15 protein-coding genes and 1 pseudogene are annotated in these 13,484 nt (G+C 49.9%); 5 read left to right on the forward strand and 11 right to left on the reverse strand.

Annotated features, from left to right (window positions below; genetic code table 11):
- Positions 1–221: 221 nt before the first annotated feature.
- Positions 222–2,033: a translational GTPase TypA gene (gene typA / locus HMPREF3066_RS05050; protein ID WP_070440879.1), complete on the forward strand. Its 1,812-nt coding sequence runs from the start codon at positions 222–224 to the stop codon at positions 2,031–2,033.
- A gap of 158 nt (positions 2,034–2,191) precedes the next feature.
- Here typA and lipA read toward each other — a convergent pair whose 3' ends face one another.
- The 3 genes from lipA to HMPREF3066_RS05065 are packed head-to-tail and all read right to left on the reverse strand — an operon-like array spanning position 2,192 to position 4,063.
- Positions 2,192–3,178 carry a lipoyl synthase gene (lipA, locus tag HMPREF3066_RS05055; protein ID WP_070440882.1) on the reverse strand — a complete coding sequence of 329 codons (987 nt, stop codon included), beginning with the start codon at positions 3,176–3,178 and terminating at the stop codon, positions 2,192–2,194.
- Positions 3,178–3,795 (reverse strand): lipoyl(octanoyl) transferase LipB, encoded by a 618-nt coding sequence (gene lipB / locus HMPREF3066_RS05060; protein WP_003778469.1) that lies wholly within the window; start codon positions 3,793–3,795, stop codon positions 3,178–3,180. Before lipB ends, lipA begins: the two co-directional genes overlap by 1 nt.
- A gap of 1 nt (position 3,796) precedes the next feature.
- Positions 3,797–4,063 (reverse strand): HP0495 family protein, encoded by a 267-nt coding sequence (locus tag HMPREF3066_RS05065; protein WP_003756826.1) that lies wholly within the window; start codon positions 4,061–4,063, stop codon positions 3,797–3,799.
- 199 nt (positions 4,064–4,262) lie between these two features.
- On the opposite strand from HMPREF3066_RS05065, the gene lon reads away from it, so the two are divergent.
- Entirely contained in the window at positions 4,263–6,725 is a 2,463-nt protein-coding gene (lon, locus tag HMPREF3066_RS05070) for an endopeptidase La (RefSeq protein WP_070440885.1), read from the forward strand.
- Positions 6,726–6,909: 184 nt separating this feature from the next.
- Complete coding sequence (locus HMPREF3066_RS05075; protein ID WP_003677477.1) at positions 6,910–7,179, forward strand: HU family DNA-binding protein; 270 nt, start codon at positions 6,910–6,912, stop codon at positions 7,177–7,179.
- Positions 7,180–7,268: 89 nt separating this feature from the next.
- Here HMPREF3066_RS05075 and HMPREF3066_RS05080 read toward each other — a convergent pair whose 3' ends face one another.
- The 5 genes from HMPREF3066_RS05080 to HMPREF3066_RS05100 all read right to left on the reverse strand — a co-directional run bounded on the left by HMPREF3066_RS05080 (position 7,269) and on the right by HMPREF3066_RS05100 (position 9,227).
- Entirely contained in the window at positions 7,269–7,652 is a 384-nt protein-coding gene (locus HMPREF3066_RS05080) for a VanZ family protein (RefSeq protein ID WP_045072234.1), read from the reverse strand.
- Complete coding sequence (locus HMPREF3066_RS05085; RefSeq protein WP_060974479.1) at positions 7,649–7,855, reverse strand: hypothetical protein; 207 nt, start codon at positions 7,853–7,855, stop codon at positions 7,649–7,651. The genes HMPREF3066_RS05080 and HMPREF3066_RS05085 overlap by 4 nt, the downstream gene beginning before the upstream one ends.
- Before the next feature lie 27 nt (positions 7,856–7,882).
- Complete coding sequence (pth, locus tag HMPREF3066_RS05090) at positions 7,883–8,461, reverse strand: aminoacyl-tRNA hydrolase (RefSeq protein ID WP_070440888.1); 579 nt, start codon at positions 8,459–8,461, stop codon at positions 7,883–7,885.
- A gap of 66 nt (positions 8,462–8,527) precedes the next feature.
- Positions 8,528–8,803 carry an RnfH family protein gene (locus tag HMPREF3066_RS05095; RefSeq protein WP_039408462.1) on the reverse strand — a complete coding sequence of 92 codons (276 nt, stop codon included), beginning with the start codon at positions 8,801–8,803 and terminating at the stop codon, positions 8,528–8,530.
- A complete protein-coding gene (locus HMPREF3066_RS05100; protein WP_003742453.1) occupies positions 8,796–9,227 on the reverse strand; it encodes a type II toxin-antitoxin system RatA family toxin in 432 nt (143 codons plus the stop codon). The genes HMPREF3066_RS05095 and HMPREF3066_RS05100 overlap by 8 nt, the downstream gene beginning before the upstream one ends.
- 227 nt (positions 9,228–9,454) lie before the next feature.
- On the opposite strand from HMPREF3066_RS05100, the gene HMPREF3066_RS05105 reads away from it, so the two are divergent.
- Positions 9,455–10,864 (forward strand): tetratricopeptide repeat protein, encoded by a 1,410-nt coding sequence (locus HMPREF3066_RS05105; RefSeq protein WP_070440891.1) that lies wholly within the window; start codon positions 9,455–9,457, stop codon positions 10,862–10,864.
- 317 nt (positions 10,865–11,181) lie between these two features.
- Here HMPREF3066_RS05105 and hpnC read toward each other — a convergent pair whose 3' ends face one another.
- On the reverse strand, positions 11,182–11,997 hold the full coding sequence (hpnC, locus tag HMPREF3066_RS05110) for a squalene synthase HpnC (RefSeq protein ID WP_070440893.1): 816 nt from the start codon (positions 11,995–11,997) through the stop codon (positions 11,182–11,184).
- 105 nt (positions 11,998–12,102) lie between these two features.
- A complete protein-coding gene (locus HMPREF3066_RS05115) occupies positions 12,103–12,666 on the reverse strand; it encodes an RBBP9/YdeN family alpha/beta hydrolase (protein WP_045072243.1) in 564 nt (187 codons plus the stop codon).
- A gap of 205 nt (positions 12,667–12,871) precedes the next feature.
- On the opposite strand from HMPREF3066_RS05115, the gene crcB reads away from it, so the two are divergent.
- A complete protein-coding gene (gene crcB, locus HMPREF3066_RS05125; RefSeq protein WP_049225366.1) occupies positions 12,872–13,234 on the forward strand; it encodes a fluoride efflux transporter CrcB in 363 nt (120 codons plus the stop codon).
- Between the two features lie 70 nt (positions 13,235–13,304).
- Here crcB and HMPREF3066_RS12210 read toward each other — a convergent pair.
- Positions 13,305–13,484, reverse strand: a pseudogene (locus tag HMPREF3066_RS12210) (IS30 family transposase); the annotation flags it as partial.

Below are 13,484 nucleotides of genomic sequence, written 5' to 3' on the forward strand. Positions count from 1 at the left end.
TCGTTCTCTTTGAGCTAAGGCGAGGTAACGCCATCCTGGTTTAAAGTTAATCCACTATATCGTCAAACTGTGCCGCAGTACGCATATAGTGAATGACGGTTGAACCAGGACAAACGCCGTACCGATTCAAATTTAATCTGCTCCCCCTCCGTTCGATAAGATGAACCGTGATATAATCGCGAGTTACTTTTTGATAAAAATCATTTGAAATACATATCACCATGAAACAAATTCGCAACATTGCCATCATCGCACACGTCGACCACGGCAAAACCACATTAGTTGACCAACTGCTGCGCCAATCCGGTACATTCCGCGCCAACCAGCAGGTTGACGAACGCGTGATGGACAGCAACGACCTTGAAAAAGAACGCGGCATTACCATCCTCGCCAAAAACACCGCCATCGATTACGAAGGCTACCACATCAACATCGTCGATACCCCGGGACACGCCGACTTCGGCGGCGAGGTGGAGCGCGTTTTGGGTATGGTGGACTGCGTCGTATTGTTGGTGGACGCGCAGGAAGGTCCGATGCCGCAAACCCGTTTCGTTACCAAAAAAGCCTTGGCTTTGGGACTGAAACCAATCGTCGTCATCAATAAAATCGACAAACCGTCCGCCCGTCCGAGCTGGGTCATCGACCAAACTTTCGAACTCTTCGACAACTTGGGCGCAACCGACGAGCAATTGGACTTCCCGATTGTCTACGCTTCCGGCCTGTCCGGTTTCGCCAAACTGGAAGAAACCGACGAGAGCAACGACATGCGTCCGCTGTTCGACACCATCTTAAAACACACACCCGCACCGAGCGGCAGCGCAGACGAAACGCTGCAACTGCAAATTTCCCAACTCGACTACGACAACTACACCGGCCGCCTCGGCATCGGCCGTATCCTGAACGGACGTATCAAACCCGGTCAAGTCGTTGCCGTGATGAACCACGATCAGCAAATCGCCCAAGGCCGTATCAACCAGCTTTTGGGTTTCAAAGGTTTGGAACGCGTGCCGCTTGAAGAAGCCGAAGCCGGCGACATCGTGATTATTTCCGGTATCGAAGACATCGGTATCGGCGTAACCATCACCGACAAAGACGACCCCAAAGGTTTGCCGATGTTGAGCGTGGACGAACCGACGCTGACCATGGACTTTATGGTAAACACCAGCCCGCTGGCGGGTACCGAAGGCAAATTCGTGACCAGCCGTCAAATCCGCGACCGCCTGCAAAAAGAATTGCTGACCAACGTCGCCCTGCGCGTGGAAGATACCGCCGATGCCGACGTGTTCCGCGTATCCGGACGCGGCGAACTGCACCTGACCATTTTGTTGGAAAACATGCGCCGCGAAGGCTTTGAACTGGCGGTCGGCAAGCCGCGCGTCGTTTACCGCGATATTGACGGTCAAAAATGCGAACCTTATGAAAACCTGACCGTGGACGTACCCGACGAAAACCAAGGCGCGGTAATGGAAGAACTCGGCCGCCGCCGCGGCGAACTGACCAATATGGAAAGCGACGGCAACGGCCGTACCCGCCTCGAATACCATATTCCCGCGCGCGGCTTAATCGGTTTCCAAGGCGAATTCATGACCCTGACGCGCGGTGTCGGCCTGATGAGCCATGTGTTTGACGACTACGCGCCCGTGAAACCCGATATGCCCGGCCGCCACAACGGCGTACTGATTTCCCAAGAGCAAGGCGAAGCCGTCGCTTATGCCTTATGGAATCTGGAAGACCGAGGCCGTATGTTCGTGTCGCCCAACGACAAAATCTACGAAGGCATGATTATCGGCATCCACAGCCGCGACAACGATTTGGTGGTCAACCCGCTCAAAGGTAAAAAACTCACCAACATCCGCGCCAGCGGCACTGACGAAGCCGTGCGCCTGACTACTCCAATCAAGCTGACGCTGGAAGGTGCGGTCGAGTTTATCGATGATGACGAGCTCGTTGAAATCACGCCGCAGTCCATCCGTCTGCGCAAGCGTTACCTGAGCGAACTGGAACGACGCCGTCACTTTAAAAAGCTGGATTGATTCCACTAGGCTGTTGATGAAATGAAAAAAGGTCGTCTGAAAATTTCAGACGACCTTTTTTACAGAAAATGATTAAGTTGTTAGAGCTTTTTAAAACAGTCGTGCAAAAAAGCGAACAGTGTAAGCAATACTAAAATTACTTACGTCTTTTCCATTTATCAATGATGACCGCAACCGCCACCATGACTTTCGCGTAATGCTTCGGCAGCCTGCTCGTCGGCATGGTAGCTTGAGCGGACCATGGCGCCGATGGCGGCGTTGGTGAAGCCTAGTTCGTACGCTTCTTTTTCAAAGATTTTGAACTGGTCGGGCGTAACATAGCGTAAGACGGGCAGGTGTCCGTTTGAAGGCTGGAGGTACTGGCCGATGGTAATCATCTCGATATTGTGCGCCCGCATATCGCGCATGATTTCGCGCACGTCTTCGTCTGTCTCGCCCAAGCCGACCATGATGCCGGATTTGGTCGGGATGTGCGGCATCATTTCTTTGTAGCGGCGCAGCAGGTCGAGGGAGTGTTGATAGTTGGCACCCGGACGGGCTTTTTTGTACAGGCTCGGATGGGTTTCCAAGTTGTGGTTCATCACGTCGGGCGGGGTTTCGGCAAGGATTTTCAGCGCGATGTCCAAGCGGCCGCGGAAGTCGGGAACGAGGATTTCGATTTTGGTGTTCGGACTGGTTTCGCGGATGGCTTTGATGCAGTCGGCGAAATGCTGTGCGCCGCCGTCGCGCAGGTCGTCGCGGTCAACGGAAGTGATGACGACGTAACGCAGGTTCATGGCTTTGACGGATTCTGCGAGGTTTTTCGGTTCGTCGGGATCGAGCATATTCGGGCGGCCGTGTCCTACGTCGCAGAACGGACAGCGACGGGTACAAATGTCGCCCATAATCATGAAGGTCGCTGTGCCTTTGCTGAAGCATTCACCGATATTCGGACAGGAAGCTTCTTCGCAAACGGTGTGCATTTTTTGTTCGCGCAAAATGTCTTTGATTTCAAAGAATTTACGTGACGGCAGCTTGGCGCGTATCCATTCGGGCTTTTTCAGTTTTTCCTGAAGGGGGACGACTTTGATGGGGATGCGGGCGGTTTTATCCGCGCCTTTGAGTTTGACGCCGCGTTTGGGATCGTCAACTTTGATTTCGCTCATTAATTGTTCGCTTTCGGTGTGAGTTGTGTCTCGAGGTGTGCGGTCAGTTTTTGCGCAACCTCATCCAAGGTGGGACAGGGTTGGATAAAATCCGCGATTTGTGTCATTTCCATGCCGGCATAGCCGCAGGGATTGATGTGGGTAAACGGGCTTAAGTCCATGTTTACGTTTAATGCCAGACCGTGATAGACGGAACCGTCTTTGATGCGCAAGCCGAGTGAGGCGATTTTGCGCTCGCCGACATAAACGCCGGGGCGTTTCGGGTCTGCCGCCGCTTCGATTCCGTATTCCGCCAACGTGGCGATGATGCTGTTTTCAAGCGCGGAGACGATGTTGCGGACGCTGGTTTTGCGGCGTTTGAAGTTGATCATGGTGTAGATGACCAACTGACCGGGACCGTGATAAGTGATTTGCCCGCCCCGGTCGATTTGGACGACGGGTATGTCGTCGCGGATCAGGAGGTGTTCTGGTTTGCCTGCCAGCCCTTGTGTGAAGACGGGCGGATGCTCGACCACCCATAATTCGTCTTCGGTATGTTCGTCGCGGGCTGCGTTGAACGCTTTCATGGCTTCGAAAGTCGGTTGGTACTCGACCATGCCTTTCTGCACGATTTTCATATCAGTACACCACTTTCACCATTTCGTGATCGGTCAGGGCGCGGTAGATTTTGTCCAGTTGCTCTTTGCTTTCGACGTTTACTTTGACGGTTGCGCCGGTATAGTTGCCCTTGCTGCTCTGGCGGGTGGTGATGTGGTGGGGTTCGGTATCGGGCGCGTGCTGGCGGACGGTTTCCAAGATATTTTTTTCAAATTCGGGATGCGCGTTGCCCATGACTTTGATGGGGAATTGGCAGGGGAATTCGATGAGTGAGGTTTGGTCGGTCATGGCTGACTCCTGATGTGCTGTATGCCGAGAGGTCGTCTGAAAAGTTCCAGCCTTTCAGACGACCTCGAACGGCGTGTATTTTATCGCAAAAAGTTGCCGATAAAAATAGAAGCGTACATCGGCTTTTTCAAGTCTTGAAATACGCTTTTCCATCCCAATTTAGGCCACATTCCGAATTTATTACCAAGTAGAGAACAATATGCCGACAAAAGAAAAACATTTTGAGGAATACAGCGCACTGGCAACCTTGCCTTTACGCGATGTCGTCGTTTATCCGCACATGGTGTTGCCGCTGTTTGTGGGCCGCCCGAAATCCATTGCGGCATTGGAAGCGGCAATGGCGAATGACGATCCGGTATTTTTGCTGGCGCAAATCGACCCGAACACCGAAGATCCGACTGCGTCCGATTTGCACCGTACGGGTACGGTCGCGCAGGTTTTGCAGGTGTTGAAGCTGCCTGACGGCACGGTAAAAGTGTTGGTCGAAGGTATCCGGCGCGGCAGAGTGTTGACCATTGAAGAGAGTGGCGGACTGTTCCTGTCACATGTTGAAGCTGTCGATGAGTATGCGGATGCGGATAATCCCGATATTGAAGCCATTCGCCGCACGCTGCTTACCCAGTTTGACCAATACGCCAAGTTGAATAAAAAAATCCCTGCCGAAATCATCAATACCATCAATGGTATCGATGATAACAGCCGTTTGGTGGACACGATTGCGGCGCATTTGCAGTTGAAACTGGAGCAGCGCCAACAGATTTTGGAAACTTTCGGCATTATCGGCCGTATGGAGTTTCTGCTCGCCCAGTTGGAATCCGAACTGGACATCATGCAGGTCGAAAAACGCATCCGCGGCCGCGTCAAACGCCAGATGGAAAAATCCCAGCGCGAGTACTATCTGAACGAGCAAGTGAAAGCGATTCAGAAAGAATTGGGCGAAGAAGACGAACGCGGCGAACTGGATGCGTTGGAAGCAAAAATCAAAGAAGCGGGCATGACCAAAGAAGCCGAAGAGAAATGCCTGTCCGAACTGAAAAAGCTCAAAATGATGCCGCCTATGTCTGCGGAATCCACTGTCGTGCGCAACTACATCGATACTTTGCTTGAGCTGCCGTGGAAGAAAAAATCCCGCGTCAGCAAAGATATTGCCAAAGCCGATTTGGTGTTGAATGCCGACCACTATGGCTTGGAAAAAGTCAAAGAGCGGATTTTGGAATACCTTGCCGTTCAAAAACGTATGGACAAACTCAAAGGTCCGATTCTGTGTTTGGTCGGTCCTCCGGGGGTGGGTAAAACCTCTTTGGGCGAATCCATTGCCAAAGCAACAGGCCGCCAATACGTCCGCATGGCTTTGGGCGGCGTGCGCGACGAAAGCGAAATCCGCGGCCACCGCCGTACCTATATCGGCTCCATGCCCGGCAAAATCCTGCAAAACATGGCTAAGGCAGGCGTGAAGAATCCGCTGTTCCTGCTCGACGAAATCGACAAATTGGGCAGCGACTTCCGAGGCGATCCCGCCAGCGCGTTGCTTGAGGTGCTTGATCCTGAGCAAAACAACAAGTTTGCCGATCATTATGCGGAAGTGGATTACGATTTGAGCGATGTGATGTTTATCGCCACATCTAATAGCTTGAACATCCCGACTCCGTTGCTTGACCGTATGGAAATCATCCGTTTGTCCGGCTATACCGAAGACGAGAAAATCAATATCGCCATGCAGTATCTCGTGCCGAAGCAAATGAAACGCAACGGCGTGAAAGAGGGCGAATTGGTGGTCGAAGAAAGCGCGGTACGCGATATCATCCGTTATTACACCCGTGAAGCCGGTGTACGTTCGCTCGACCGCGAGATTGCTAAAATCTGCCGTAAGGTGGTGATGCAGATTACCTTGAACGAAGATAAGAAGAGGTCGTCTGAAACCAAGAAAACCAGCAAAGCCAAGCCTAAGGCGGTTAAAGTCAATGAGAAAAACCTGCATGACTACTTGGGCGTGCGCCGCTTCGATTACGGCGTTGCCGAAAGTGAAAACCGTATCGGACAGGTTACCGGTTTGGCGTGGACGGAAGTCGGCGGCGAATTGCTGACTGTCGAAGCCGTGGCGTTGCCGGGCAAGGGCGTGATCCAGTGTACCGGCCAGTTGGGCGACGTGATGAAGGAATCTGTGTCCGCGGCATGGTCTGTTGTCCGTTCCCGTGCAGAATCAGTGGGTTTGGCTCCTGATTTTTACGAGAAAAAAGACATCCATGTTCACGTTCCCGAAGGTGCGACGCCGAAAGACGGTCCGAGCGCAGGTATCGCCATGACTTTGGCGATGGTGTCTGCCTTTACCAAAATTCCGGTGCGCGCCGATGTGGCGATGACGGGCGAAATTACCCTGCGCGGCGAAGTTTTGCCAATCGGCGGTTTGAAGGAAAAACTGTTGGCTGCCTTGCGCGGCGGCATCAAACACGTCCTGATTCCGAAAGACAACGTCAAAGACTTGGAAGAAATCCCTGAAAACGTGAAAACCGGCCTGACCATCCATCCGGTCAAATGGATAGACGAAGTCCTCGCTTTGGGCTTGGAAAGCCAGCCGACACCTTGGGTTGCGCCTTTAAGTACCGAAGAGGCGCAGGTTCAAGCCTCCAAGCCTAAGTCAAGGGCGAAAGCGACCAAACACTGATTTTGTAAAAAATGTGTTGCAAAAGATGCGGGTTTGCCTTGAAAGCCTGTAAAATAGGGCAATTCCGCATTTTTTGCTTGACACGGTATTTTCAGAATTGCTATAAAGCGCAAAGGTACTCAAAAGTACGAAGCCCCGAGTATTCGGGCATTTCATTATTTTCAACGATAGGAAGGGACTGATTGTGAATAAGTCTGAATTGATCGAAGCAATTGCTCAAGAAGCCGGCATTTCTAAAGCTGCCGCCCAAAAAGCTCTGGATGCCACTACCAATGCTGTAACCAACGCTCTGAAAAAAGGCGACACCGTAACTCTGGTCGGTTTCGGTACTTTCTACGTTGGCGAACGCGCAGAACGTCAAGGCCGCAACCCTAAAACCGGCGAGCCTCTGACCATCGCTGCTGCTAAAACTCCTAAATTCCGTGCCGGTAAAGCATTGAAAGATGCCCTGTAATTTTCCCTTGTAAAAAACCGATTCCATATGGGGAATCGGTTTTTTATTTTATAGACTGCCTAAGAAGTTTTCAGTATTCGAATATGGCATCAGATAGGCTTTTGATTCTGTAATTTTGCAGTCTCTACCTTTTTGGCAAACCATAAGGCAGCCATTGTGCCAAGCATATCCGCTATTCCGTCTCCAAGTGAGCCTTCCCTTGTCGTTGTAAACGTTGCTTGAGCCCATTCGCTAAAGAAGGCAAACAATAAGGCGAATATCAATAGTTTTTTATAAGGCACGTGTTTTTGCTCGGCTAAAAAGATTTTGGCTATTAACCATGTTTGTGCAAAGAACGTAATGAAATGGGCAACCTTGTCGAAATTGGGAAAGGGAGGGGGCGCATTGCCGGACTCTTTGAAAAGTAATGCGTAAATACTTGCTGCAAACCAAGCTGCTGCTAACAAGGTAAACTTATTCAAAGGCAGTTTCATTGTGTTTCCTCATCCAGCCATTTTTGGCAGATGGCGGACAAACGGATAAATTTATCCCCCCGTTTGTCCAGTTCATCACGCCATAGTTTGACTTCTTCAATGGTCGGTGCTTCGTCCAAGCTGCATTCGTATAAGAAAAAGTCCAGTGTTTCTTCTACCGTTCCGACAGATTCTGTTTGAATTAATTCTAGAAGCTCATTCATTGTTTGCTCCCAAAGGTCGTCTGAAATTTATTTGCTGTGTAAAAAACGTACGGCTTCTTCCCATTCTCCGGCTAACAGCATGGGAACGGCTTTTAATGATTTATTGATGGCTTCATCAATTTGCTGCCTGTGTTCCGGGCTGGGTTTATTCAGGACATAGCCGACAACCAGATTTCGGTTTCCCGGATGATCGATACCCAAGCGCAGGCGGTAAAAATCAGGCGTTCCCAAGCGTGCCTGAATGTCTTTTAAGCCGTTATGACCGCCGTTTCCCCCACCCAATTTAAATTTTATCCTGCCGCACGGTATATCCAGTTCGTCATGGACGACCAGGATTTCTTCAGGCTTGATTTTGTAGAATTGCGCCAGCGCGGCTACTGCCTGACCGGAGCGGTTCATAAATGTTGAAGGTTTTAAAAGCCATAAGTCTGAGCCGGATATGCTGATGCGGGCTACTGAGCCGAAGAATTTTTTTTCTTCTTTTAAAGTAGCTTTATATTGCCATGCCAATTCGTCGATAAACCAGAATCCGGCATTGTGGCGCGTTTGTTCGTATTCCGAACCGGGATTTCCCAGTCCTACAATCATTTTGATTTTATTTGACATTGTGTTTCCTCAAAGAGAGGTCGTCTGAAAACAGCAAACGGTTTTCAGACGACCTTTTCAAGCATTTTATTTGGTTTTACCGACCCGTTTGCGTCTTGCTTCTTTCGGGTCAATCAGTAAAGGGCGGTATATCTCGATACGGTCTCGGTCGCGCAACAAAACGTCATCTTTGACTCTTTTTCCAAAAATACCCAAAGGGGCCGCATTCAAATCCAATTCAGGAAAATCTTTATCCAAGCCGCTTTGACGCACAGCCGTCCTTGCGGTTGCTCCTTGCTCAATACGGATTGAGCGCAATATCTGTTTTTCAGCCGTTCCGTAAACAATTTCGATTTCAAGCATAGCGTCTGTCTGCCTCTTTGACGAATGCATCGACCAGCGTACCGGAGAGGTGGTTGAATACGGGGGAAATGACGGTAGAAAGCAGCATATTGGAAAAATCATATTCCAAACGAAATTCGATTTTACACATATCACCGCCCAAATCGATAAACTTCCATGTACCGCGCAAGGTTTTGAAAGGGCCTTCCAGCAAGTCCATACGGATTTCCGAGCCGGGAATGTTGTGGTTGTGTGTCGCAAAAGATTGACGCACACCCATATAGTCCATGAACAGCCGTGCTTTGAGTTCCTTATCTTTGCGCTCTATGACTTCGGTTTTACTGTACCATGGGAGAAAGTTTGGATAGTCCTCAACTTTATCGACCAAGTCGAACATCTGTTTTGCGCTGTGCAGCACCAATACGTTTTTTTCAACCTTTTTCATGGTTAAAACGGCCTGAAAGAAAAATCGTATTATAAACGAGTTTACCGTCTTTTTCAGACGACACTTTACCGTATTATATATTTGAGAATAAAAGAATTATTATAATAGAATAAACAAGAAGGCGAAATTCTGATAAACTTGCGCGACTTGGCCGCCGGTTGGCTTGTATAGCATAAAACAAGAAAAATTAATTATCCGGCGCATTTTAGATAAATCGGATTATAAAAATGAATACCGCTGACACATTTTACAGGGAAGCAATTTCACATTTGGCTAGGACACCTCCTGATTTTGAAGCAGCCGTTCCTTTGTTGCGTCAGGCTGCGCAAGCCGGGCATGCGGAATCCGCATTTCAACTTGCAGGGTGTCTGTTGCAGGGCTTAGGGATTTCGGCGGATAGGCAGGCAGGTATCAGACTGATGCAGCAGGCGGCGGGAAGCGGGCATCCTTATGCTCGATACAATCTGCTCCAGATTCAAGAATCACAAGGCATGCCTTTCAATACATTGATGGCAGCTTACAAGGAGCTGGCTGAAGAAGGTATTATCCATGCCCAGCTTAAACTGATGCGGAGTTTGCATGACGGTGGGCGGCATGAAGAGGCGTTGCAATGGGCGTACATGGCTGCCGCTCAGCATCATCCGCAGGCATTATACTTTTTAGCGCAACACCATCAATATGCCTCGCCTCCCGATTTTGCTCAGGCACATTTGTTTTACCGACAAGCTGCGGAGCAAGATTTTCCTGCAGCACATTGGCAGCTTGGATTGCAATATAAATTGGGACAGGGAACCGAACCGAACAAGCAGCTTGCCGTCGTTCATCTGCGCCATGCAGCTGATAGCGGGATTGCTGCTGCACAAACCATGTTGGCGGATTTACTGCTGGAAACTGATCCGACAGAGGCCATACACCGTTTGAAGGCTGCGGCAAGAGGAGGCAGCAGCGACGCACAGGTAAGATTGGCAGAAATTTACCTATTGGGAAAATGGGTGGAACGCAATACCGGCAAGGCTCATGCGTATGCGGAAAAAGCGGCTGCACAGCAGCATTCCGAAGCCTTAAGGATTTTGGGCGATATTTACCGTTATGGTCTGGGTGTGCTTCCCGACCCTATGAAGGCACGGCGCTATTACCGTCAGGCAGCGGATAAAGGAAATATGCAGGCACATCAGAAACTACTTGCCGATATTGCCTTGGGCAATAAGTCTGAGGAATATGCTGAAGCAAAAGAAAAAGCTTTGAAGAAGCAGGAAGCAGAGCAACTTTATCAGCAGGCGTTTGCCGCGCATTATGGTTTGAACCGCCATCCCGATCATTCGGAAGCGTTGAGGCTGTATGAACGTTCGGCTTTATTGGGTCATGGGAAGGCGCAGACCAATTTGGGCATGATGTATTACAACGGACACGGTACGGCACAGAATTATGCCAAGGCGGCAGAATGGTTCGAAAAAGCGGCACTAAACCATGATGCAATGGCGCAATACAATCTTGCCTGCCTTTATTTTAACGGAACGGGCATAGCGCATGATGCAGATGAAGCGTGTAAATGGTTGGAAGCCGCTATCCGCAACGGACACGATCAGCCTGATGTATTGAAGCAGCTTTTGGCGCAATGGCGGCAGGCAGTGGCTTAAGCCGAATGTCGGCGTTTCAATAGATCATATATTAAACGTTGTCTGAAAACCGTCAGGCTTTCAGACAACGTTTGATTTATGTATATCCCAAGTAAATGAGTTTATGGCGGGTTTAACAAGTAGGACGTTGCCTTGCCAAGTTCAAAGAGAATAATTTTTACGATTTGAAATTATTGATTAGGTTGGCGATGTATTCTCACTACAAACGAGGATAAGGTAACTATTTTTCAAGATACATTTGATGAGAGGGCTGTGATGAGGTCGTCTGAAAACAGCCTTGAAGCTGAGTTTTCAGGCGACCTTTTGCGCCAGCCGGTTTATTTCTTCAAGAATGCCCGTTTCAAAATAATCAGCCAATCTTTTTTATCCAAAATAGGGCGTTGTGTAAACATATCGTATTTGCAGCCGTCCAGTTTCTGCAAAATCAGTTGTCCGCCGACAATAATCATCCGCAATTCAAATCCCAAACGGCCTTTCAGCGTTTTACCCAAGGGCGAACCGCCTTTGAGCATTTGGAACGCGCGGTTGCATTCATACGCCATCAGTCTTTGGAACGCAAAATCTGCTTTACCTTCGGCGATTTGCGCTTCGCTGACGTTAAATTTTTGCAAGTCGTCCTGCGGGATATAAACACGGCCTTTCTGCCAATCGACGGCAACGTCCTGCCAAAAGTTGATGAGTTGCAACGCGGTACAGATGCCGTCGCTTTGGGCGATGCTGACTTCGTCGGTTTGTCCGTACAGGTGCAGCATAATGCGCCCGACCGGATTGGCGGAACGGCGGCAGTAATCGATCAGGTCGCCAAAATCCTGATAACGGGTTTTGACAACATCTTGACTGAATGCGGACAAAAGATCGTAAAACGGCTGCAGTGGCAGCTTGAAAGGCGCGATGGCTTCACGTTGCAAACGTTGCATTAGCGGGGTCAGCGGCGTTTCGCCACGCTGTATGCGGTCGAGTTCGGATTTGAGTTCGTTCAAAGCGCGCAAGCGTTCATCGGCCTCGGCATTGCCTTCATCGGCGAGGTCGTCCGCAGTGCGCGCAAAAGCGTAAACGGCATGGGTAGGCTTGCGCAGGCGGCGCGGCATGACAAGCGAGCCGACGGGGAAATTTTCGTAATGGTTGACGGACATGATGGATTCGGGATTCAGGTGTTGCTGGTGATAGAATGTCGATTCGTTTTTTTGGCGGGCAGATGCTCTGTAATGTGAAACTTGAAGTGCTTGACGGCTGATATTCTAGCCCGTAAGCATCGGTTTCAATACTTCCCAAGCTTGCGGCAGTTCTGTGAAGCCGTCGGATGCCATCAGGTGTCCGCCTTTGGCAATGTGGGTAACGGGGCTTTTGAGTTTTTCCGCCATACTCAAGGTCAATTCGGGCGGAACGTGGGTGTCGTTGTCGGAGACGATGCAGTGTTTAGGCATTTGGATTTTGCGCAGGATGTCGAATTCGGGCGCGGCCCCTTTGATGTAGGCATCAAGGACGGGCAGAGGGGGCAGTGGGTCAGCGAATCCTGCCGCCAGTACTAAGCCGCCGATTTTTTCGGGCTGCTGACGGCTGAGGAAGTGCAGAAGGGTGATGCAGCCTAGGCTGTGTCCGACTAAGAAGGTGCTTTCGTCGGGTTTGCCGATGTGTTGGTCGAGGGCGAACTGCCAAGAAGAAACGGTCGGCCGTTCGGGATTGGGCATCGCCAGCGAGTCGGCTTGGAAGCCTGCGGCGCGGACTTGTGCCGAGAGCCAGTCAAACCAGTTGCCGTGCGGATTGCCTTCAAAACCGTGTACGATAAAGACGCGTCGGGGCATGTCGATTACTCCTTTTCAGACGACCTACAATTTACTTATTATAACACTCATCGTTTATTTCAGTTTTATCGTTACCTTTGGTAAAAGTAATTTGAACTTTGGTTGCAATCTAAGCAAGTATGTCTGTAAAAAGCTTGAAGAAATCGGTATTTTTATTTTCAGACAACCTTGCGTACGGTAATTTCAGTTTGTTTTTAATTTGATTATGAACTTCTTAAATATTTTTCCGGTCACCCTGGGGGCGGTTGTCGGCGCGGTGTTGCGTTGGATACTTGGTCTACTGCTTCCCGTTGCGCCGCTTTTGGGCTGGGGGACGCTGGCTGCAAACTGGATAGGGGCTTTGCTTATCGGATTTTGTGCCGAATGGGTTGCAGATCCTCAATGGCGTTTACTGTTGATTACCGGTTTCTTAGGCAGTCTGACCACATTGTCCTCTTTTTCCCTTGAGACGGTGGCTATGATGCAGGAGGGGCGGTGGGTGGCTGCTGCATTATCCGTATGCCTCCATGTCGGCGGTTCGTTTATATTGACGGCAGCGGGCATTTGGTTGGCCCATTGTTTGAAATGAGGCAAAACTATTTAGGGTTGTGCTAGCGTTGCTTTACTGCTTGCCGTAAAAAGTTCCTTGGATTCGGATTTCAAGTGCAACACCAGGGTACCAGTTGTTGGAACAGATTCAAGAATAAAACACTTGGCGTTTCGTAGCCAAGTGTTTTTCTCGGCCGGTGGTTCAACTCATCTTGAACCCTGCGTATCTCCCGATCATTGATATTTCGGAAATTGGTCTGTTTGGGGAAATATTGCCGGATGAGTCCGTT

Origin of the sequence: Neisseria sp. HMSC03D10, from assembly GCF_001807625.1 — a bacterium.
Lineage (GTDB): Bacteria > Pseudomonadota > Gammaproteobacteria > Burkholderiales > Neisseriaceae > Neisseria > Neisseria mucosa.

Bases quoted from the DNA above. Each gene is read 5' to 3' on its own strand.
- typA (WP_070440879.1), top strand. From the start codon at position 222: ATGAAACAAATTCGCAACATTGCCATCATCGCACACGTCGACCACGGC.
- lipA (WP_070440882.1), bottom strand. From the start codon at position 3,178: ATGAGCGAAATCAAAGTTGACGATCCCAAACGCGGCGTCAAACTCAAA.
- lipB (WP_003778469.1), bottom strand. From the start codon at position 3,795: ATGAAAATCGTGCAGAAAGGCATGGTCGAGTACCAACCGACTTTCGAA.
- HMPREF3066_RS05065 (WP_003756826.1), bottom strand. From the start codon at position 4,063: ATGACCGACCAAACCTCACTCATCGAATTCCCCTGCCAATTCCCCATC.
- lon (WP_070440885.1), top strand. From the start codon at position 4,263: ATGCCGACAAAAGAAAAACATTTTGAGGAATACAGCGCACTGGCAACC.
- HMPREF3066_RS05080 (WP_045072234.1), bottom strand. From the start codon at position 7,652: ATGAAACTGCCTTTGAATAAGTTTACCTTGTTAGCAGCAGCTTGGTTT.
- HMPREF3066_RS05085 (WP_060974479.1), bottom strand. From the start codon at position 7,855: ATGAATGAGCTTCTAGAATTAATTCAAACAGAATCTGTCGGAACGGTA.
- pth (WP_070440888.1), bottom strand. From the start codon at position 8,461: ATGTCAAATAAAATCAAAATGATTGTAGGACTGGGAAATCCCGGTTCG.
- HMPREF3066_RS05095 (WP_039408462.1), bottom strand. From the start codon at position 8,803: ATGCTTGAAATCGAAATTGTTTACGGAACGGCTGAAAAACAGATATTG.
- HMPREF3066_RS05100 (WP_003742453.1), bottom strand. From the start codon at position 9,227: ATGAAAAAGGTTGAAAAAAACGTATTGGTGCTGCACAGCGCAAAACAG.
- HMPREF3066_RS05105 (WP_070440891.1), top strand. From the start codon at position 9,455: ATGAATACCGCTGACACATTTTACAGGGAAGCAATTTCACATTTGGCT.
- hpnC (WP_070440893.1), bottom strand. From the start codon at position 11,997: ATGTCCGTCAACCATTACGAAAATTTCCCCGTCGGCTCGCTTGTCATG.
- HMPREF3066_RS05115 (WP_045072243.1), bottom strand. From the start codon at position 12,666: ATGCCCCGACGCGTCTTTATCGTACACGGTTTTGAAGGCAATCCGCAC.
- crcB (WP_049225366.1), top strand. From the start codon at position 12,872: ATGAACTTCTTAAATATTTTTCCGGTCACCCTGGGGGCGGTTGTCGGC.